The sequence below is a fragment of the Halobacillus sp. A5 genome (genome assembly GCF_024189315.1).
GTDB lineage: Bacteria > Bacillota > Bacilli > Bacillales > Halobacillaceae > Halobacillus_A.
The window spans coordinates 740,382-760,579 of sequence record NZ_JAIZEO010000001.1; the positions used below are offsets into that span (position 1 = coordinate 740,382).

A 20,198-nucleotide genomic window follows, 5' to 3' on the forward strand; every position below is an offset into this window, starting at 1 on the left:
AGAGCTGCATTTCTCCCCCTGCTCCCGAGCCTGTTCATTAAAGAAATAATCGTTGAATATCGTTCCACGTAACAACCAGCATTAACAGCATGAGTAAGGCAAAGCCAACAAAGTGGACAATTCCTTCTTTCTGCGGGTCGATTGGTTTGCCGCGGACTCCCTCTAAACCGACAAATAGTAAACGTCCCCCATCTAATGCCGGCAGAGGCAGAAGATTAATAATCCCCAGGTTCACGCTTAGTATGGCCATCCACATTACAAAATTAGTTAATCCTGTTTGAACAACCTGGTCCGTTGCATCATAAATACCTACAGGGCCTGAGAGCATATCAAGTGAAAACTGACCGGTAACGAGCATTCCAAGATTGGTTAAAATCAGGGTTCCCCATTCATAAGTTTGAGTAAAGCCGAAGGTCAGCTTTTTAGCTATCGAATCTTCAAAAGCACGAGCTACTCCCACCTGTCCGATTTCCATATCGCCTTCTTCCAGCTTATCAGGAGTCACGGTCAGGTTATTGGTCTCCCCATCTCTTGAAATCGTTAGAGTTACTTCCTCTTCAGGATGTTCTCTTACAATGGTTGTAAACTCTTCCCATGTAGATACGTTCTCGTTGTTGACCGCTACTACTTCATCTCCAGGCTGCAGACCCGCCTGTTCAGCAGGTGATTCCTGCTGAATTTCCCCAATTAATGCTTTTTCTGCAGGCACTCCCTGAATAAAGCCTAGAATCATAAATAAAACGATTGCTAAAACAAAATTCATGAGCGGACCGGCAAATAACTGCATGGCTCGTTGAGGTACTGTTTTTGAAGCAAATTGGCGGTCATAAGGAGCAATTTGTGTTTCCTTTTCATCAACGACAAACATGGCTTTAGGATCGACATCGAAATAAAGCTTCTCTTCTTCATCGATCTCATAGCCTTCGATAATTAATCGATGGTCCAAATCCGCCTTCTCCACTTCTATTACACGTGCATTTGGATGCTTCGATTTGTTATTAACGATAATTTTACTAACTTTCCCCGAATCATTAAATTCTAAGCCAATGTGATGCCCCGCTTTTAATTCAATGATTTCAGGATCTTCCCCAGCCACTCTTACATAACCGCCTATTGGTAATAAACGAATTGTATAAAGTGTTTCGTTTCTTGTAAAAGCAAAGATTTTCGGTCCAAAACCGATTGCAAACTCTCTAGCAAGCATTCCTGCACGTTTGGCAAAAATGAGATGCCCCCACTCATGTACAAACACGAGTAAGCCGAACATGAGTACAAACGCAATCACTGTAGTCAAATGAAGCACCTTCCTTTTATTTTAAATGGCTGCGGACTCTTTCCCTGGTAGTCTTGTCTATAGATAGTATGGTTGATAAGTCAGGGGTATGAATGACTCGGTGGTTATTCAGCTCTCTTTCGATCAGCTGTTCAATTTCTAAAAACGAAATTTGGTTATTTAAAAACAGCTGAACCGCTTCTTCATTAGCTGCATTGAGTACTGTAGTCATTGTACCACCCTGAATCCCTGCCTCGTAAGCCATTCGTAAACAAGGAAACCTCTCCATATCCATTTTTTCAAAATGTAATGATGCAATCTCTTCTAGGTTAAGCTGTTTCGTTACAGGCAGATTTAATCGATCTGGATATGTTAACGCATATTGAATTGGAACCTTCATATCAGGCGTACCTAATTGTGCCATAACGCTTCTGTCAACGAATTCAACCATAGAGTGGATCACACTTTCTCTATGAAGAATAACATGAATTTGCTCATATGGCACCCCAAATAACCAATGGGCTTCGATGACTTCTAAGCCTTTATTCATCATAGACGCAGAATCGATAGTAATTTTTGCCCCCATGCTCCAGTTCGGATGGTTTAAAGCATCTTTAACGGTAACTCCTCTTAATTCTTCACGAGACTTATCACGGAAACTTCCGCCTGAAGCGGTGATGATCAGCTTGTGAATATCTTTCGTATTCTCACCATTCAAAGACTGATAAATCGCCGAGTGCTCACTATCGACAGGAAGCAGTTCTACACCATGTTTTTTTGCAGCCTCCATAACTAAGTGGCCGGCCGTCACCAGTGTCTCTTTGTTTGCAATAGCAATCGACTTCTTCGCTTCTATAGCTTTAAGAGTAGCGGGAAGGCCGACACTGCCCATGACAGCATTTACTACTACATCAACAGAATCGGCAACAGAGGCTTCAATTAAACCTCCTGTTCCACTTAAAATCGCAGGCTTAGTAATTTCTTTTTCCAGTTCACTTTTTGCTACTTCATCCTGAACTACAACAATTTCCGGCTCGAATTCCTGAATAAGTGGAACAGCTTCTTTTATATTCCTGCCAAAAGCCATGGCATATAAAGAAAATTCTTCTTTGTGCAGGCGAAGCACATCGAGCGTCTGCAGTCCAATTGACCCCGTTGCCCCCAGCAATGCAATCTGCTTCATACTAATCCCCCTGGCGCACTATTTTCAAACAAGCTTCTGCTCTTTGATTCTATTTATTGTGCATTACTTTAATTTGCGATAAATCCGATTAAATGTAATATGGGAAGCATAAAAATTAAGCTGTCAAACCTGTCCAGCACTCCCCCGTGTCCTGGTAAGATATTCCCGGAATCCTTCACAGCATAGTGTCGTTTAAATGCTGATTCAACAAGATCACCAATTTGACCTGCTACTGAAATGATGACAGTTACAAGTAAAACAACAATCATGGAGGAATGAACAGGTTCTACAAGTTGAAAAATAAAGGCTACTACACAAGCCAGTGCAATTCCTCCTATGGAACCTTCAATGGTTTTCTTCGGGCTGATTTGCGGCCATAATTTCCTTTTTCCGAATGCGCGGCCAAATATATATGCACCTGTATCCGTAGCCCACACCACAAATAACGCATAGAAAATGTATTCTAAATCAGCATCTCTCGTTTCGATTAAATAATAAAAGCCCATTCCTACATAAAAAGCAGAAATGATAAGAAAACCTGCATCATCAAAGGTAAACCGATTTTTAACGAGAACTGTATAACTGAGCAGAATCAGTACGGCCAGCAATGTTATTTCCGCCTTCGTAATCGGCAGGCTGAAGCCTGTAAACATACCTTCCTTGTACATTAGTGACCACAACAAAAATAAAGTGATTCCTGAAGCAATAGAATACCTGGCTATCTTCTTCATTCTCATTAGTTCAAATATAGCTATACTTGCAATTAAATAGACAAACAGCTGAAATGGCAGACCGCCTAATATTACAATAGGTAAAAAAATGAGTGCTGCAACGACTGCTGTAATGGTTCTTTGTTTCATTATACATTCACACCTTAAATTCCGCCGTAACGACGCTTCCTATTTTGATAGTCATAAAGGGCTTTTTCAAAATGGCTTTCATCAAAGTCCGGCCAGAAGACTTCTGTAAACCAGAATTCTGAATAAGCGAGCTGCCATAATAAAAAGTTGCTGAGCCTCTGCTCCCCGCTGGTTCTAATAAGTAAGTCCGGCTCAAGAAGTTTTGAAGTATACAAATGAGAAGTAAACATTTCTTCAGTAACATCCTCTGCCGAAATGGTTCCCTTTTCTACATTTTCTGCAATTTCCTTAACTGCATGCACCATTTCATAACGACTTCCATAATTTAATGCAAAGTTTAAAATCAGCCCGTCATTAGTTGACGTTTTCTCCACAGCATCCTTTATCGCTTTTTGAGTATGAGCCGGCAGCAGTGTAACATCACCAATGGTTTGCACTTGGACATTCCTCTCAATTAGTTCAGGTAAATATGTACCTAAAAAGTCAACAGGAAGCTTCATAAGAAAGTCAACTTCATTTTTCGGACGCTTCCAATTTTCCGTAGAAAACGCATAAAGAGTAAGGATCTCAACCCCAAGATCGGAAGCATGGCGTACTATTTTTTTGACGACACTCATCCCCTCTTTATGACCAGCAATACGAGGCATTCCTCTATTTTTAGCCCATCGACCATTTCCATCCATTATGATCGCAACATGTTTTGGGATATGATCATAGTCTAATCCCAGGGTTCGGTTTATCGTCTGTTTTTTATTTTTTGAAAATGGAAACTTGATTGGCATGAATAAATCCTCCAGTTCGATGGCTCCATTATATTATTATATACTATTATCCTACAACATGCTGCCGGTCTCTTAAAGAGGATTTAAGAAATGCTTAAGTGACGCCTTGGAAGCAGAGAGATTGGCAAAACAAAAGCCGCACTGCCTATCCAGCAACAGTGCGGCTGTTTAAAACTTCAGCGTGTTTCAGCAGTCCTTATCTTGAAACTTCTTTAAAACGCATGATCAAGAAGTTAGACTTCCAACATTTCTGCTTCTTTAGCTTTAGCTAATTTGTCGATTTCAGCAATGTTTTGATCTGTTACTTTTTGTACATCTTCTTGAGATGAACGAAGATCGTCTTCAGTTAAATCTCCGTCTTTTTGTAGTTTTTTCAATTGATCATTGGCTTCACGCCTAATGTTACGTACTTGAACTTTGGCTTCTTCAGAATATTTACCGACTACTTTAACCAGGTCTTTACGACGCTCTTCAGTTAAAGCAGGGATGTTAATTCTTACTACGTTTCCATCACTTGATGGAGAAAGGCCAAGGTCTGCTTTTTGAATCGCTTTTTCAATTTCAGAAATAGCTGTTTTATCAAATGGTGTAATTACAAGTAAACGTGGTTCTGGAGCTGACACTTGAGCCAGCTGCTTCAACGGAGTAGCTGCGCCATAATAATCGACGTACACATTGTCAAGAAGTGAAGGATTCGCCCTTCCTGCTCTTACAGTAGCTAATTGTCTTGAAAAAGCTTGTACGGCTTGTTCCATTTGTTGCTTAGTTTCGTTAATCACAGAGTCAGACATGATTATTTCCCCCTTACAATCGTTCCAATATTTTCGCCCATTACAGCTTTCTTAATGTTACCTTCTTCTGTAATAGAGAATACCAGTAAATCAATGTCGTTGTCCATACATAATGAAGAAGCAGTGGAATCCATTACCCCTAACCCTTCATTTAATACTTCCAAATATGACACTTTATCGTATTTCTTAGCATCTTCATTTACTTTAGGATCATCTGAATAAACGCCGTCCACATTGTTTTTTGCCATTAAAATCACATCTGCTTCGATTTCCGCAGCCCTTAACGCAGCTGTCGTATCAGTTGAAAAATAAGGATTTCCGGTTCCTGCTGCAAAAATGACAACACGTTTCTTTTCTAGATGTCGTATAGCCTTTCTTCGAATATAAGGCTCTGCAACCTGTCTCATTTCAATTGAGGTCTGCACTCTCGTAGGTATCCCGATATTCTCTAAACTATCTTGAAGCGCTAAAGAATTCATGACAGTTGCCAGCATCCCCATATAATCAGCATTAGCACGGTCCATACCCATTTCACTGCCGACTTTACCGCGCCATATATTGCCGCCACCGACAACTACTGCTACTTCCACACCTAATTCAGCTACTTCTTTTACTTGTTGAGTAATGGACTTAATGACGCCCGGTTCAATCCCGAAGCCATTTTCCCCACTTAGAGCTTCACCACTAAGTTTTAATACAATTCGTCGATAGCGCGCTGTAGTCATAGAAACCTCCATTTATTCCCTGTTCTTTCATCATGGCTACGAATCTTAATCTCTATGTAGCTCGAGGAGAACTTTTTTAAAATAGGGAACACTCCGTGTCCCCTATTCCTTTATCTATTATTTTTTAACCTGGCTCATTACTTCATCAGCAAAGTTCTCTTCACGCTTCTGCATACCTTCTCCAACTTCAAAGCGAACGAACCCGTTAACTTCACCGCCGGCAGCAGCTACATACTTCTTCACTTTTTGATCAGGATCTTTAACAAAATCCTGTTCAAGCAGGCAAATTTCCTGGAAAAATTTATTAAGGCGGCCTTCAACCATTTTTTCTACAATGTTTTCAGGCTTTCCTTCATTAAGAGCTTGTGTTTTAAGTGTTTCACGCTCAGCATTTACTTCTTCCTCAGGAATTTCATCACGGGAAACGTAACGAGGATTAACAGCTGCAACATGCATAGCAACGTCTTTAGCAGCTGCTTCATCTGCAGACCCTTCAAGAACAGTTAATACGCCAATGCGTCCACCCATGTGAGTGTAGGCACCAAAAGCGTCGTTATCTGTTTTTTCTTTAATTACAAAACGACGAAGAGAGATTTTTTCTCCGATTTTAGCTACTACATCAGTAATATAGTCGTTTAATTTATTTCCTTCACCATGCAGCTTCTGCTCTAAAGCTTCTTCAAGATCTGCAGGCTTTTGTGTAACCAGGTGCTTACCAAGCTCTTGAAGCAGACTTTGGAATTGGTCATTCTTTGTAACGAAATCTGTTTCACAGTTTACTTCGAATAAAGCAGCCGTATTTCCTTCTACTACGATATGCGCTGAACCTTCTGCTGCAATACGGTCAGCTTTCTTCTGAGCTTTAGAAATTCCTTTTTCACGAAGCCACTCAAGAGCTTTCTCCATATTACCATCAGTTTCAGTCAGTGCTTTTTTACAGTCCATCATACCTGCGCCGGTTTTTTCGCGAAGTTCTTTTACCATTTTTGCATTAATAGCCATAGTTATAGCCTCCTTAAGTATTCTAGCTTTAAAAAAGGTGATAAAAGGTATTCCCCCTTATCACCTCTTGACCACATCAATTACTCTTCTACGGATTCTACTGCTTCTTCTTCAACTTCCGCCTCTTGAACTTCTTCAGTTTCTTCACCTTGTTTCGCTTCAAGAACAGCGTCAGCCATTTTAGCTGTAAGCAATTTAACCGCACGAATTGCATCATCGTTAGCTGGAATTACATAGTCGATTTCATCTGGATCACAGTTTGTATCAACAATTCCAACTACCGGAATATTAAGTTTATGTGCTTCAGCAATTGCAATGCGCTCTTTACGAGGGTCGATGACAAACATTGCATCTGGAATTGAAGTCATTTCTTTAATACCGCCCAGGAATTTCACAAGACGATCTTTTTCTTTCAACAGATCAACTACTTCTTTTTTAGGAAGTACATCAAATGTACCATCTTCTTCCATGCGCTCAATGTCTTTCAAGCGGTTAATACGCTTGCGGATGGTTTGGAAGTTCGTTAGTGTTCCACCTAACCAGCGTTGGTTAATGTAGTACATGCCGCAGCGGTTGGCTTCGTCACGAACCGTATCCTGCGCCTGCTTCTTCGTACCAACGAAAAGAATGTTACCGCCATCAGCGGCTACTTGACGTACGTAGTTAAATGCTTCATCTACCTTCTTAACCGTTTTTTGCAGGTCGATGATGTAAATTCCGTTACGCTCAGTGAAGATGTATTTTTTCATCTTCGGATTCCAGCGACGGGTTTGGTGTCCAAAATGAACACCAGCTTCTAAAAGCTGTTTCATTGAAATAACAGACATTAGTAAATCCTCCTAAATGGTTTTTTTAGTATCCTCCACCTTTATCATCTTTCGATCTCAACTCTATTTAATAGAGCAACCTGAGAAGGAAATTAAAAGGTGTGTGTATTGACACCGTCAGTAAATATACCATAATCACCATTCTCAATCAAGTAGATCCATTTAATTTCTTTTATGAAATTTAACGATTAACTGCGTCTCCGTGATACCTAAGTTCAGCTTTTTAGCTATATCATTTATTGAATGTCCTCTATTATGTAAAGAAATCACTTTTGATTGTGGAGACAATTGATACTCCGGCTCATCATTCTCAGGCTCAGGCGGCGTATATTCTTCCTGTTGTTTCCCTGCACCCTCACCGGCGCGAAAGGAAGTACTTGTCAATTTAGATTCCAGCCGCTTATTCTCTTCCTTAATCTCGAGAAGATAAGAGGAGAACAGGTCTTCGATCTCACGTGCGACTTCCTGCTGCCTCAGTTCTATTTCTTCAGACTTCTTTACCTTTGTAAAAATAGTAAAAAGTGCATATATTAATAATCCATCAACAATAAAACTTATAATTAATAAAAAGTATATCATCTTTTCATCCTCTATTACATTTTACGTTTCAGCATCGAAAAGGGGAGACTCTCCGGTGCACCACACTGCAAGCAGGTTACTCTTATTTAAAACTATCATAGCTTTTCTTCTCAAATCGGGAGCTTTAATAGAAGAACCAACTATGAAGGAACGCTCTTGCTTCTTTACCAAGTTTCATAACAGCAATTAAAAACAGTCTGAGTTTTAAATGTCTTCAATTATAACTTCGAAATCTTCCGTCCTTACTATAACATGCTGATATGTACGTAATGTTTTTCGTATATATTTGCCGAAAGCTAACTCAACATTTCCAAACAGAGAGCCGCTCACTTTAATTTTTGATTGATTTAAATCCCCTATTGCCGACTCAAGATGCATTAGTTGTCCTTCTAAATCTTCTATCTGTTCACGAATCACCTGAGTAGAGTTCCTTTGGCGCAGATGGGTAATCCGTTCTTTGACTGATAAACCTCCAGCCTTTTGCATTTTGACTTCTAACATCCTGCCTATCTTCACAAGCTTGCTAAGTTCGTATTGTTTATCAGCAAGCTGCTTAATCAACTTGTTTTTCCTTCGTTCCACTTGAATATTGGTTCCGATAGACAAAGAGGTTGCTGTATTCATTCGATTGCCTGCATCTTTAGCTTCAATAGAATGTCCAGCTGAAATCGTTCCTCCAATAATATTTCCGGTGAGGCAGGATACAGACTGTTTTGCCACGCAGTGACTGTGAAGTATAGAATACTGTACCAATATATCACCACCAGCCTCCACATTAGCCTGGTTCAAATAGCCTGCTCTTATATCTCCTTCCGCACTAATTAGGCTTTTATCCAGTCCAGAGACCCCTTCGCTTATATGTATGGACCCTCCGGCTCGTAATTCTGCTCCTTCAACTAAGCCGTGTACAGAAATGTCTCCTCCTGCTGCCACTTTAAAGCCTGTTGGTACATTACCTCGAATGATAACTGAACCAATAAAATCAAGGTTACCAGTAGAAAGGTCAACATCACCCTTAACCTCGTATAATGGCTGGACGCTTATTCTATAATTCTGATAGTTAAGCTGCCCGTTAATCTCTGAGTAAAACGCACGATCTTTGTATATTACGTTTTTCCCAGCTTTTACTTTCGATTCCCTTCCGTCCCGGGCCGGCACTTCTTCACCTAAAACATTAACCCCGGCAGCTCCGGCTATTGGTTCCTTAAGCACAGCAAGCTTTTCCCCTTCGCAGACTGAAGGAATATTAATAACGTCTCTAAAGTCATTCTTTCCCTCCACCTTCACTTCAGGTTGATAATTCACTTCAAAAATAATCCGTCCATCTATCCCCTCAACAGGGTCTTTCCCGACGGCAACTACTTCTTTAGACTGTCGATCGGAATTTCTATTAGAAACAAGCCTGTGAATAGTTTCTTCATGTATTCCAAAACCAACACCTTCACGATGCAACGTCTCAAGAATTAAATTCCTGGATACTTCTTCATACCCAGCCGAAAGTTCAAAATAAGCTTCCATTCGGTCCCTGGATAATGTGACTTTACCGATTTCTTTTGGTTCCTTAATATTTTCCAGCAGACTCCCCTCCCTTTTTAACTAACAATGTCAATGAGAGAATTGCGAAGTTTAAATAATGCTTTAGCATGAATTTGTGAAATTCTGGAGGTTGTTAATTCCATAATTTCTCCAATTTCAGTCAGAGTCAATTCTTTTGTGTAAAACAAACTTACGACCAGCTGCTCTTTCTCGTTCAGCTGCTCGATTTGATTTGCCAGTTCCTGGTAGTTTTCTTTTTTAACGATATTTTCAGATGGTGATAATGCGGAATAATCAGGTATGGAGTAGCCAATTCCTTCTTTGTTTTCTTCCTTTCCGTCTTTAGGTTTCTCTTCCATAGACAGCACATTAGCAAATAATGAATCTTTTATCACTTCTTCTACTTCCATAGGAGTCATAGATGTTTTTTCAGCGATTTCATAAGAAGTGGGAGGTCTTTTTAGAGATTGTTCTAGTTCTTCAGCGGCCGTCTCGATTTTCTTTGATTTATCTCTTACAGATCTTGGTAGCCAGTCTTCTTTACGTAGTCCATCAATAATCGAACCTCTGATTCTAAAAGATGCATAAGTATCAAACTTCAAATCACGACTTAGATCAAATTTTCTCAGAGCATCATACAACCCAAGTAAACCAAGACTTCTTACATCCTCTTTACTCACACTTTTTGGCAAATGTGCAGATATTCTTTGAACATGAAAACTGACTAAATATTCGTACACTTGAACTAATTCATTTGCCGCTTCACTACTTCCATTGTTCACCCATTCTTCCCACAACTCGCTTTCCTGTGTTACAGAACTCCTCATCGTACCCCTCCTTACCCTTTAAATACCAGAAGTTTAGTTCGACTGCACAAGGTCATATATTCTTTTCTCCCATATGAATAGTTTTCACATTAAGAACACAGCTCACCGGATCAAACTCAATGGTCCTGCCATTGTCACCGCCAGTATCTTCCGCTGCAAGCATAATTCCAAGTTCGCTTAACCTGCTCTTTACAGCTTCTATGTTTCGAGGTCCAATTCTCATTAACTCGCTCTTTGAATGAAACTGAAACATTTGAGATCCTCCTGCAATCTTTGCACGCAGCCTGGAAGAAGCCGCTCCTGCTTTAATGAGCTTGTTCCGCAGTGCTGCAATTCCAGTATCAGCAAATTTCGCCGGGTTAACATATTGGTTCTTGCTCATCTCAGAGTTTGGAAGCATAACGTGGACCATTCCCGCTATTGAACGATCAGCGTCATAGATAACTACCCCCATGCAAGAGCCAAGACCTGCAGTTCTTATTACCCCTGGAGCCGATGTAATTTTCATTTCAGCTATTCCGACTTTTACAATTGTTCTAACATTATCCCTCACTGGTTACTCCCTCAGAACGAAACAATGCATCGTAAAATAAGGGATCAGGAAATAATAAGAAAACTCCATGAACTTGTTCAGCCTGATCCACTATAAGCACTGTTTCGATAACTAGTGCCTGGTCTGAATGCTTAGAAAGTTCTATCAAGCCGGTGCTCAACACAGCACCCACCATATCGTTAATTACTACGGGCACTGAAGGAAAAAGCTCCAACCGAGTGAAATCGGCGAGACTTGATAAATATGAACCGGCTATAATATTTCCTATTTCCTCCAATGCAGACTGCCGCAGATCAAGCGTATTACTTAAATCACCTAACAGCAGCGTTAAAAATAATTCGGCTCGGTTCGGAGCAAGCGCAAAGAACATGCTCCCTGGTGCCTCACCTTCAATTCGCAATGAAATAATAGTCATTTCTTCCGCCGCACCGCCTGCGCTCTCCATAACTTCATCGAATCCTGCAATTTGAATGGAAGGAACCGACATGGCTATCGGTATATTTAATAATGAAGAAAGCGAGGCAGCAGCATTTCCAGCACCGATATTCCCCACTTCTTTAAGTAAATCCAGCTGAATAGGACAAAATGAATCCTGAAAAGGAATACAATCAGTCTTCAATTTCTTCTATCTCTTTCATTTCATCAACAGAGAGTACTTTCGATAAGTCTAAAAGGATAAATAGACGCTGTTCGACTTTAACAACACCACTGACATATCCTGCTTCCACTGAATCAATTACCTCTGGCGGCGGCTCAATTGCATCAACCTCAAAATCTAATACATCATTTGCTGCATCAACAATCAAACCGACATCCATATTTTCAATGGCTGCAATAATGATACGGGTATTGTCATTGGATGCATAGTTTTCTATACCAAACCTCTTACGTAAATCAATAATTGGAGTAACCACCCCTCGCAGGTTAATTACTCCTTCTACAAAAGGAGCGGTACGAGGTACTCTGGTGATATGCATGACTCTTTCTATTGAGCCGACTTGATGAACGGGAATTGCATACTCCTCGCGGCCAAGTTGAAAAACGATAACCTTCATTGTCTTACTTTCTGCTATCATGTTGACTGCCTCCCTTATTTTATTAAAGCATTAACATCCAGAATCAAAGCTACCTGACCATCCCCTAGAATGGTAGCACCGGAAATAGCGAATACACCTGATAAATATTCACCTAAAGATTTCAGCACTACCTCCTGCTGTCCAATAAAAGAATCTACTACTAATCCAGCCATTTTGTTCCCTTTTCGAACCATTACAATGGAATAGTACCCGTCTTCATCCAGTTCATCTGGCACCTCAAGCACATTTTTCAGAAAAACAAGAGGTACTACGCTTCCTCTAAAGTCAATCACTTCTTTATTATGAGCTCTAAGAATGTCTGATTTATTTATGATCGCCGTTTCAATGATAGAAGAAAGAGGAATAGCATATTTCTCTTTTTGTACTTCTACCAGCATTACAGAAATGATAGAAAGCGTAAGTGGAAGCTGAATCGAAAATACACTGCCTTGGCTGAGCTGTGAATTGATCGTAATCGTTCCTCCAAGAGATTCGATAGTGTTTTTCACCACATCGAGCCCTACTCCTCGTCCAGATACGTCCGAAATCGTATCCGCCGTTGAGAAACCACTGGACATGATTAACTCATAAACTTCAGGGTCAGAAAGCTTCTCTGCCTGCTCTTCAGTGACTACATGATTATCAAGTGCTTTCTGGAGCACTTTATCACGATTGATTCCGCCGCCGTCATCAGTAATATCAATAATTACATGGTTACCGCTGTGATAGGCTTTAAGTTCAATACTCCCTGTAGCTTGTTTCCCGTTCATTTCTCGTTCGTCTGGACTTTCAATCCCATGATCTATAGCATTCCTTATTAAATGAACAAGAGGATCTCCAATCTCGTCAATAACGGTTCGATCAAGCTCTGTATCCTCACCGATTATTTTCAAATCAATCTTCTTGTTTAAATCTCTTGAAAGCTGACGAACCATTCTCGGAAAACGGTTGAAAACTTGTTCAATAGGGACCATCCGCATCGTTAAAATAATATTCTGCAAGTCACCTGAAACACGGGACATTCTTTCCACGGTTTCCTGGAGATCAGAGTGTTGTAATTCGTCAGAAATCTGCTCTAACCGGCCGCGGTCAATGACCAATTCTTCAAATAAGTTCATTAGGATATCAAGTCGGTCGATGTTCACCCGTATCGTTTTATTCGCAGTCTGCTTATTATTTGGCAGTGCTTCCTCTTTTTCTCTGCTTGTTCCTGCATCTTCAGATATTTCATTCTTCTCTGCAGAGCCCTGTTGCACAGATTTATCAGATAATTGATAATTTGAAATGTCTACTGCCTCAATCTCAGAGACTTTCATAATTTTAGCTTTCGTCTCCTCAGAAGTCTGAGCGGAAACAAAAAGAACCATAAAATTATCTTCAAAATTTTCATTTTCTAATTCTTCTACAGAGGGTTGGGCTACGACAACTTCTCCCATCTGCTCTAATACTTCAAAGACCATATATACTCTTGCCGCCTTCAGCATACAATCTTCTCTTAAAGTTACATTTATGCTGTAATTAAACAACCCTTGTTCTTTGGACTGCTCAAGAACAGTACGGGTAAATTCATCAATCTGCATAATTCTATCAGTTTGCGCTTTTTCAACTGAACTTAAGCCTTTCTGCTTCTGCCCAAGCTCTTCACCTAATTCAATAGCCTGTAAAAGTTCCACTACCTTAGTAACGTCCCTTTCCCCAGCTCCGCCCTGAGAAATATCCAGCACCATGGCCTCAAGATCGTCCATCGAATCAAAAACAATATCAACCATTTCAGAGTCTACATAAATTTTTTCGTTTCTGACTCCATCTAACACATTTTCCATTTGGTGTGTGAGATTAGCTAAATCCTGGTACCCCATAGTAGCCGCCATACCTTTTAATGTATGCGCGGACCTGAAAATTTCACTAACGATGGTCAAGTCTTCAGGATTCTTCTCTAACTCAAGCAGCCGATCGTTAATTGACTGTAAATGTTCATTACTTTCATCAATAAACAATTCTAAATATTGATTGGTTTCCATCTCCATGCCCCCTGCTTATATTACTTTTTTTATACGCTCACTTATTTTATCGACAGGAACCACCTCATTGGCAAGGTTTGATTTAATGACAGCCTTAGGCATTCCATAAACGATTGACGTTTTCTCGGATTCAGCAATAACGTATGTATCCGGCCGGTGCTGCTTCAACTCAAACAAACCTTCTGTACCGTCGGCTCCCATTCCTGTCATAACAATTGCCACAGTATGCAAATGTAGAAGAGACAATGAACGAAATAAATAATTAACTGCGGGGCGGTGGCCGTTTTGTGGTTCGCTCTGCTGCAATTGGATAATAAATTTTCCATTAACCGCTTTAATGCCCATGTGGTAATCTCCAGGAGCGATATATGCCGTGCCCTTTTTTAAGATCATCCCCTCTTTAGCTTCGGTTACATGAATCTTCGACAAGTGATTAAGCCGGTCTGCAAGAGATTTAGTAAAGCCTTTAGGCATATGCTGTACGATCACTATAGGACAATCCAAATGCTCGGGAAGCGCAGTTAAAACGGTTTGCAGCGCTCGAGGGCCTCCTGTAGAAGTGCCGATAGCTAAAATCTTAGTTGTGGAATTAGAAGTTTGAATATTTTTTGAAATAGAGGCTGGGACAGGACGTTCAACTGAATCTATGAGCGGGGCCACATTAGCTTTACTAGCTGTAATAACTTTACGAATAATAGATTGCTCCACCTTGTGGATATCAAGCGAAATTGAACCTGATGGTTTTAATATGAAGTCCACAGCTCCTAAAGTCATTGCAGCAATTGTACTGTCTGCTCCTTCACCCGTTAGACTTGATACCATAACGACGGCGGTTGGATGACTTTTCATTAATTTCTTTAAAGCGGTTAAACCATCCATTTTAGGCATCTCAACATCGAGCGTAATTACATCAGGCTGAAGCTGAATTGCCTTTTCAAGTGCTTCTTCACCATTTCGGCCTGTAGCCATTACATGGATTCTCGGGTCTTTATTTAAAATATCAGTTAACATCTTTCGCATGAAGGCCGAATCATCTACTACTAATACCTTTACTTTTTCCATTAATATCTACCTCTCTTTAACAAAGCTCTTAAGCTTCGATAAGAAGGATTTGTTTGACGGAGCTACTGGTAAATGCAAGTAACGCTGCGTAATAGTCTGTACAGCTTTCGCCGCTTTAGAGTCAGGCTCTGCTGTAACAAATGGAACTTGAGCCAGTACACTTTTCATTACTTTATGGTCATCCGGAAGGCTGCCTAAGAAAGTAATTTTCTTTTTTATGAATTTCAAAGCAGCCTGCTCAAGCCTTTCAAAAGTTACCCCGCCTGATTCCTTCGTAAGCGTCCTGTTCAGTAACACTTTAATCGGAAGTCTGCTGTCATATGAAACTAGATGTTTGATGACCCCATACGCATCAGTAATTGAAGTAGGCTCCGCTGTCGTAACAATAATAACTTCATCAGCAGAAGCCATAAAATACAGACTATCCCGTGAAACCCCTGCTCCCATGTCGAATAAAATAAAATCGTATGTATTGATTAATTCATTAAACTGTTTAAAAAAGTAATCTGCCCTTTCGTTGTTCAAAGTAAAAATCTCACTCAGGCCGGATCCTCCCGAAATATACTCGAGTCCTCCCGGCCCCTGTTCAACAATCTGCCCAATGGAAGTCGAGCCGCTGAATAAATCTACTATCGACCTGTGAGGAGAGACTCCTAACAAAATATCTACATTCCCCATTCCGATATCAAAGTCAATGATGAGAACTTTCTTGTTATATTCGATTAATTTAAGTGCAAAATTTATCGTGAAATTAGACTTACCCACTCCGCCTTTCCCACTAGCTACGGCTATAGTCTTCGCAGGAATAACGTTACGTCTGTTTAGTAAGCGGCTGCGTAACTTTTCCGCCTGATCACTCATAAGTATAATCTCCGGCAACGGTTTCTACTAACTCAACGGGGTCGGCACTTTCAATATCATCCGGGACGTCCTGGCCATGAGTAATAAACGCTATCCCGGTATTTGTTTGAATTGCCAGACTTACCGCACCGCCTAACTTAGAAGTTTCATCTTTTTTTGTGAAAATAAGCTTATTAATAGGAACTTGATCAAAGCTGCTGTGAATTTGTTTCATATCCTCATATCTTGAAGTAAGAGAAAGCACGAGAAATGTTTCAGTATCCTGAGTAAAATCAATAAGCTTCGTTAACTCGTTTACGTACCCCCTATCTTTAAAATTGCGCCCGGCTGTATCTATAAAGACGAGATCGTAGTGACTAAAAGATTCTCTTGCTTTCCTGTAATCATCCACACTATAGGCTACTTTCAGGGGGGCGTCTAACAACTTCGCATATACCTTTAACTGCTCCACTGCAGCAATTCTGTATGTATCCGTTGTAATAAATGCAACTTTCTTATTTTGGTTCAATACAGCTTCTGATGCTAACTTCGCAATCGTTGTTGTTTTACCGACCCCTGTCGGTCCGACCAGATGTATATATTTTTTTGAAAATTCTTGATGTCCTGCATTGATGCTTGACAGCTTATCCAGTAATGAAGTTTTCAATATTTTATTTATTCCATCTCTTGACAAATCATCGTCAGCACATTTTTCCTTCACTGCTTCCATAATTTCTTCAATGATTTCATGATCCAGTTCAAGTTTTTTTAAAGAGGCAGCCGTTTCCTGTATTAAGGAACGTTTCTCTTCATTACCTGATTGCTGAAGCATAAACTTAAGTTCTTTGATTTCTTTCATCACACTGTCATCTTCGCTTGTTTTACGAGTACCTTTGGCCTGCCTGGCTGGTAAGGGTTCTGGTGTTGGTTTAAAAGAAGACTGCTGGATATCTTCTGGATCAATGGCAGCTATGACTTCAATATTGGGCTTTCTAAACATTCCTAAAAAACCGCCAGCTTTTACTTCTTTTGAATTTAAAATAACAGCATCTTTACCTAAATCTTTTTTTACTTTAGTCATTACCTCCGGCATTGATGGAGCTTGAAATTTTTTTACCTTCATGCCACATTCACCACCCCTACACTTTCTACTTCTGCATTTGGATCGAGCTCATTGTATGATAAGACAACTACCTGCGGGAAATAACGGTCAAGAAGCTGCTTAACATACATACGAACGGCAGGAGAACATAATATAACAGCATGCTCTTCCTGGAGTAAAACCTGATCTACTTGTTCTGATACAGAATGAATTATTTTTTGCTGAACTTCTGGATCGAGAGCAAGATAATTCCCATGCTCTGTCTGCTGTATATGGTCGGCAACCAGCTTTTCCACCTTTCCAGATACTGTAATCACGCGCAGATTGTGATCCTCTTTCTGATATTGTTTCGTAATTTGTGCTGCAAGTGCCTGACGGGCATATTCCGCCAGCAGGTCTGTATCGTTTGTCATTGATCCAAAGTCGGCCAGCGTTTCAAAGATAACCGGCAGATTCTTAACCGATACATTTTCCTTCAGAAGTTTTGCCAATACCTTCTGAACATCACCGACAGACAGCGGCTCCGGTGTTACTTCATCTACTAATATAGGATAAGATTCCTTTAAATGGTCTATTAGCTGCTGGGTTTCCTGACGTCCAATTAATTGATGAGCATGTTTTTTAATCACTTCCGTAATGTGTGTGGATACGACCGAAGGAGGATCCACAACAGTATAGCCCGAAAGCTCGGCTTCATCCTTCAAGTCTTCTGTAATCCATTTGGCAGGGAGTCCAAATGCAGGTTCTGTCGTCTCAATACCTTCGAGTTCATCATCATCCATACCAGGGCTCATCGTTAAATAGTGATCAAGAAGCAATTCCCCTTTTGCTGCTTCATTTCCTTTTATTTTTAACCTGTATTCGTTCGGACCAAGCTGAATATTGTCGCGGATGCGTACAACTGGTATAACAATTCCGAGTTCTATTGCGAGCTGCCTGCGAATCATTACTATTCGATCAAGCAGGTCACCGCCTTGATTTGTATCTGCAATGGGTATGAGTGCGTAGCCGAACTCAAACTCAACAGGGTCCATGCTAATCAAGTTTACGACATTGTCCGGTGACCTCATTTGATCACTTTCTGATTCATCCATTTCTTCCAGCTCTTCATACTCTGCTTCATCTTCAACACGGGAAAGCCAGTAACCTCCAAAAATGAGTACAGAAGAGATGAGGGTCGTTAAGAAAAATGGAATAGGAGTTAATCCCAGTAGAAATATGGTGGCACCAGCAATATACAACAGCTTAGGAAACTTGAGGAGTTGACCAGTTACGTCAGATCCTAAATTCCCTTCTGAAGCCACTCTTGTAACCACGATTCCGGTAGCCGTGGAAATAAGCAGCGCTGGAATTTGGCTGACCAGGCCGTCGCCTACGGTTAGCCTCATATAAGTATCAATCGCTTCGTTAAATGGCATTCCCATTTGAGCCATACCTATAATTAAACCAAAAATAATATTCATAATTACGATGATAATACCAGCAATTGCGTCACCTTTTACGAATTTACTGGCACCATCCATAGCACCGTAAAAATCAGCTTCGTTTTCAATTTTTTCACGTCTATCTTTAGCCTGGTGTTCATTGATCATTCCTGCATTTAAATCAGCATCTATACTCATTTGTTTACCCGGCATCGCATCGAGCGTAAAGCGGGCAGCTACTTCAGAAACTCTTTCGGCACCTTTAGTGATAACTAAAAATTGGATAATTACTAATATGATAAAAACGACAAAACCAACGAGAGGATTGCCGCCGATAACAAAAGTTCCAAAAGTTTCTACTACTCCACCTGCGTCAGCCTCCGATAAAATAGACCGTGTAGTAGAGACGTTTAATCCTAGCCTGAATAGCGTGAGCAGCAGAAGAAGTGTTGGAAATACAGCGAACTGTAATGCTTCTTCCATATTCATAGATACGAGGATAACAATGAGAGCCAGCGTAATATTGATTAAAATTAAAAAACTAAGAAGCCACCCCGGAAGAGGGATAACAAGCATGATAATGATTAAAATTACTCCAATTAGAACAGATAAATCTCTTGCTGACATGAGGGTCACTCCTTAGAACTACACTTTTTTCTCTAATCGATACACGTAGGCTAATATTTCGGCAACTGCCTTAAAAAATTGTTCATCGATCGGCTGATCAATCTCAGCGTCCTGATACATCGCTCTTGCTAATGGACGGTTCTCGACCATGACGACATCATGCGCCTTAGCTACTTCTTTTATTTTCTGTGCTACGAAATCCACTCCTTTAGCAACAACAATTGGGGCATCAGAAATCTTTTCGTCGTACTTTATGGCAATTGCATAGTGTGTCGGGTTTGTAATTACTACATCGGCATCCGGCACTTCGTTCATCATACGCGCCGCTGACATCTGTCGCTGCTTCTCTTTAATTTTTGATTTAATTAGAGGATCACCCTCTATGTTCTTATGTTCATCCTTAAGATCTTTTTTCGACATTCGAATGTTTTTTTCATGGTCATAGCGCTGATATGTATAATCCAGTATAGAGAGAAGCAGCAGAGCCAGGCCGGAGGCCAGCCCCATTACAATCGTTATTTCACCAAAAAATACGAGAGCATCTTCGACAGATTTTTGTGACATGATCATCATCTGGTCTTTGTTGAGCCAAATAATTGCAAAAGTGATGACCCCAATTAATGATATTTTTAATAAGGATTTGATAAGTTCAACAAGAGCTCTAGCTGAAAAGATCCTCTTAGCTCCTTTAATTGGATCAACTTTTTTTAAATCAAATTTTAATGGTTCACCTGTAAAAAGAATGCCGACCTGAACAAGATTTGAAGCGATACCTGCAACAATGGCAATTCCCATCAATGGACCGATCACCTTAGCCATTTCAACTGTAACTTCAAGAAAAACAGCCGCAACAGTATCCACTGTAACTTCCCATGTCATGTATTCCTTGAAAGTTTGTTCGTACATACCGGTCATAGCATTTTTAATATAGCCTCCCAGCAGGTACAATCCGCCGAATACTAATAGAAGTAGAAATCCTGTGTTTACATCCTGACTTTTCGCGACTTGTCCTTTCTTTCTTGTATCGGTCCTTTTTTTAGGGCTGGCTTTTTCCGTTTTTTCATCTGCTGCAAAAAACTGCAAATCCAAAGTCATTAAATCCAAAAAC

The 20,198-nt window shown here is 40.3% G+C and carries 20 protein-coding genes; all 20 read right to left on the bottom strand.

The features are described from left to right. Positions 1-37: 37 nt before the first annotated feature. The 20 genes from rseP to flhB all read right to left on the bottom strand — a co-directional run bounded on the left by rseP (position 38) and on the right by flhB (position 20,185). Entirely contained in the window at positions 38-1,294 is a 1,257-nt protein-coding gene (rseP, locus tag LF822_RS03885) for an RIP metalloprotease RseP (RefSeq protein ID WP_253922641.1), read from the bottom strand. 16 nt (positions 1,295-1,310) lie between these two features. Further along, entirely contained in the window at positions 1,311-2,456 is a 1,146-nt protein-coding gene (dxr, locus tag LF822_RS03890; protein WP_253922642.1) for a 1-deoxy-D-xylulose-5-phosphate reductoisomerase, read from the bottom strand. Positions 2,457-2,524: 68 nt separating this feature from the next. Next, entirely contained in the window at positions 2,525-3,316 is a 792-nt protein-coding gene (locus LF822_RS03895) for a phosphatidate cytidylyltransferase (RefSeq protein ID WP_253922643.1), read from the bottom strand. A gap of 14 nt (positions 3,317-3,330) precedes the next feature. Beyond that, positions 3,331-4,098 (bottom strand): undecaprenyl pyrophosphate synthase, encoded by a 768-nt coding sequence (locus LF822_RS03900; protein WP_253922644.1) that lies wholly within the window; start codon positions 4,096-4,098, stop codon positions 3,331-3,333. Positions 4,099-4,331: 233 nt separating this feature from the next. After that, positions 4,332-4,889: a ribosome recycling factor gene (frr, locus tag LF822_RS03905; RefSeq protein WP_253922645.1), complete on the bottom strand. Its 558-nt coding sequence runs from the start codon at positions 4,887-4,889 to the stop codon at positions 4,332-4,334. 2 nt (positions 4,890-4,891) lie between these two features. Beyond that, entirely contained in the window at positions 4,892-5,614 is a 723-nt protein-coding gene (gene pyrH, locus LF822_RS03910; RefSeq protein WP_101843910.1) for a UMP kinase, read from the bottom strand. Between the two features lie 117 nt (positions 5,615-5,731). After that, positions 5,732-6,616: a translation elongation factor Ts gene (gene tsf / locus LF822_RS03915; RefSeq protein WP_253922646.1), complete on the bottom strand. Its 885-nt coding sequence runs from the start codon at positions 6,614-6,616 to the stop codon at positions 5,732-5,734. An 80-nt stretch (positions 6,617-6,696) separates the two neighbouring features. Then, positions 6,697-7,443 (bottom strand): 30S ribosomal protein S2, encoded by a 747-nt coding sequence (gene rpsB / locus LF822_RS03920; RefSeq protein ID WP_253922647.1) that lies wholly within the window; start codon positions 7,441-7,443, stop codon positions 6,697-6,699. A gap of 162 nt (positions 7,444-7,605) precedes the next feature. Then, positions 7,606-8,022 carry a DUF6115 domain-containing protein gene (locus LF822_RS03925; protein ID WP_253922648.1) on the bottom strand — a complete coding sequence of 139 codons (417 nt, stop codon included), beginning with the start codon at positions 8,020-8,022 and terminating at the stop codon, positions 7,606-7,608. Positions 8,023-8,226: 204 nt separating this feature from the next. Next, complete coding sequence (locus LF822_RS03930; RefSeq protein WP_371925851.1) at positions 8,227-9,600, bottom strand: flagellar assembly protein A; 1,374 nt, start codon at positions 9,598-9,600, stop codon at positions 8,227-8,229. Positions 9,601-9,614: 14 nt separating this feature from the next. Further along, on the bottom strand, positions 9,615-10,385 hold the full coding sequence (locus tag LF822_RS03935) for a FliA/WhiG family RNA polymerase sigma factor (RefSeq protein WP_253922650.1): 771 nt from the start codon (positions 10,383-10,385) through the stop codon (positions 9,615-9,617). A gap of 52 nt (positions 10,386-10,437) precedes the next feature. Further along, entirely contained in the window at positions 10,438-10,938 is a 501-nt protein-coding gene (locus LF822_RS03940) for a chemotaxis protein CheD (RefSeq protein ID WP_371925821.1), read from the bottom strand. Further along, positions 10,928-11,557 carry a chemotaxis protein CheC gene (locus LF822_RS03945; protein ID WP_253922651.1) on the bottom strand — a complete coding sequence of 210 codons (630 nt, stop codon included), beginning with the start codon at positions 11,555-11,557 and terminating at the stop codon, positions 10,928-10,930. Before LF822_RS03945 ends, LF822_RS03940 begins: the two co-directional genes overlap by 11 nt. Then, positions 11,547-12,014, bottom strand: a complete 468-nt coding sequence (locus tag LF822_RS03950) for a chemotaxis protein CheW (protein WP_253922652.1) — start codon at positions 12,012-12,014, stop codon at positions 11,547-11,549. Before LF822_RS03950 ends, LF822_RS03945 begins: the two co-directional genes overlap by 11 nt. A 14-nt stretch (positions 12,015-12,028) precedes the next feature. Next, positions 12,029-14,035, bottom strand: a complete 2,007-nt coding sequence (locus LF822_RS03955; RefSeq protein ID WP_253922653.1) for a chemotaxis protein CheA — start codon at positions 14,033-14,035, stop codon at positions 12,029-12,031. Between the two features lie 15 nt (positions 14,036-14,050). Further along, positions 14,051-15,097: a protein-glutamate methylesterase/protein-glutamine glutaminase gene (locus LF822_RS03960; protein WP_253922654.1), complete on the bottom strand. Its 1,047-nt coding sequence runs from the start codon at positions 15,095-15,097 to the stop codon at positions 14,051-14,053. Between the two features lie 6 nt (positions 15,098-15,103). Continuing rightward, positions 15,104-15,958, bottom strand: coding sequence for a MinD/ParA family protein (locus LF822_RS03965; protein ID WP_253922655.1), 855 nt, complete (start codon positions 15,956-15,958; stop codon positions 15,104-15,106). Then, complete coding sequence (gene flhF / locus LF822_RS03970) at positions 15,951-17,060, bottom strand: flagellar biosynthesis GTPase FlhF (RefSeq protein WP_253922656.1); 1,110 nt, start codon at positions 17,058-17,060, stop codon at positions 15,951-15,953. Before flhF ends, LF822_RS03965 begins: the two co-directional genes overlap by 8 nt. Next, complete coding sequence (gene flhA, locus LF822_RS03975) at positions 17,057-19,090, bottom strand: flagellar biosynthesis protein FlhA (RefSeq protein WP_253922657.1); 2,034 nt, start codon at positions 19,088-19,090, stop codon at positions 17,057-17,059. Before flhA ends, flhF begins: the two co-directional genes overlap by 4 nt. An 18-nt stretch (positions 19,091-19,108) precedes the next feature. Continuing rightward, entirely contained in the window at positions 19,109-20,185 is a 1,077-nt protein-coding gene (flhB, locus tag LF822_RS03980; protein ID WP_253923454.1) for a flagellar biosynthesis protein FlhB, read from the bottom strand. Positions 20,186-20,198 lie beyond the last annotated feature (13 nt).

Excerpts from the sequence above, each read along its gene's own strand:
- rpsB (WP_253922647.1), bottom strand. The coding sequence starts at position 7,443 with ATGTCTGTTATTTCAATGAAACAGCTTTTAGAAGCTGGTGTTCATTTT.
- LF822_RS03895 (WP_253922643.1), bottom strand. The coding sequence starts at position 3,316 with ATGAAACAAAGAACCATTACAGCAGTCGTTGCAGCACTCATTTTTTTA.
- LF822_RS03965 (WP_253922655.1), bottom strand. The coding sequence starts at position 15,958 with ATGAGTGATCAGGCGGAAAAGTTACGCAGCCGCTTACTAAACAGACGT.
- LF822_RS03955 (WP_253922653.1), bottom strand. The coding sequence starts at position 14,035 with ATGGAAACCAATCAATATTTAGAATTGTTTATTGATGAAAGTAATGAA.
- tsf (WP_253922646.1), bottom strand. The coding sequence starts at position 6,616 with ATGGCTATTAATGCAAAAATGGTAAAAGAACTTCGCGAAAAAACCGGC.
- dxr (WP_253922642.1), bottom strand. The coding sequence starts at position 2,456 with ATGAAGCAGATTGCATTGCTGGGGGCAACGGGGTCAATTGGACTGCAG.
- flhB (WP_253923454.1), bottom strand. The coding sequence starts at position 20,185 with ATGACTTTGGATTTGCAGTTTTTTGCAGCAGATGAAAAAACGGAAAAA.
- LF822_RS03900 (WP_253922644.1), bottom strand. The coding sequence starts at position 4,098 with ATGCCAATCAAGTTTCCATTTTCAAAAAATAAAAAACAGACGATAAAC.
- flhF (WP_253922656.1), bottom strand. The coding sequence starts at position 17,060 with ATGAAGGTAAAAAAATTTCAAGCTCCATCAATGCCGGAGGTAATGACT.
- pyrH (WP_101843910.1), bottom strand. The coding sequence starts at position 5,614 with ATGACTACAGCGCGCTATCGACGAATTGTATTAAAACTTAGTGGTGAA.
- LF822_RS03925 (WP_253922648.1), bottom strand. The coding sequence starts at position 8,022 with ATGATATACTTTTTATTAATTATAAGTTTTATTGTTGATGGATTATTA.
- LF822_RS03935 (WP_253922650.1), bottom strand. The coding sequence starts at position 10,385 with ATGAGGAGTTCTGTAACACAGGAAAGCGAGTTGTGGGAAGAATGGGTG.
- flhA (WP_253922657.1), bottom strand. The coding sequence starts at position 19,090 with ATGTCAGCAAGAGATTTATCTGTTCTAATTGGAGTAATTTTAATCATT.
- LF822_RS03960 (WP_253922654.1), bottom strand. The coding sequence starts at position 15,097 with ATGGAAAAAGTAAAGGTATTAGTAGTAGATGATTCGGCCTTCATGCGA.
- frr (WP_253922645.1), bottom strand. The coding sequence starts at position 4,889 with ATGTCTGACTCTGTGATTAACGAAACTAAGCAACAAATGGAACAAGCC.
- LF822_RS03950 (WP_253922652.1), bottom strand. The coding sequence starts at position 12,014 with ATGATAGCAGAAAGTAAGACAATGAAGGTTATCGTTTTTCAACTTGGC.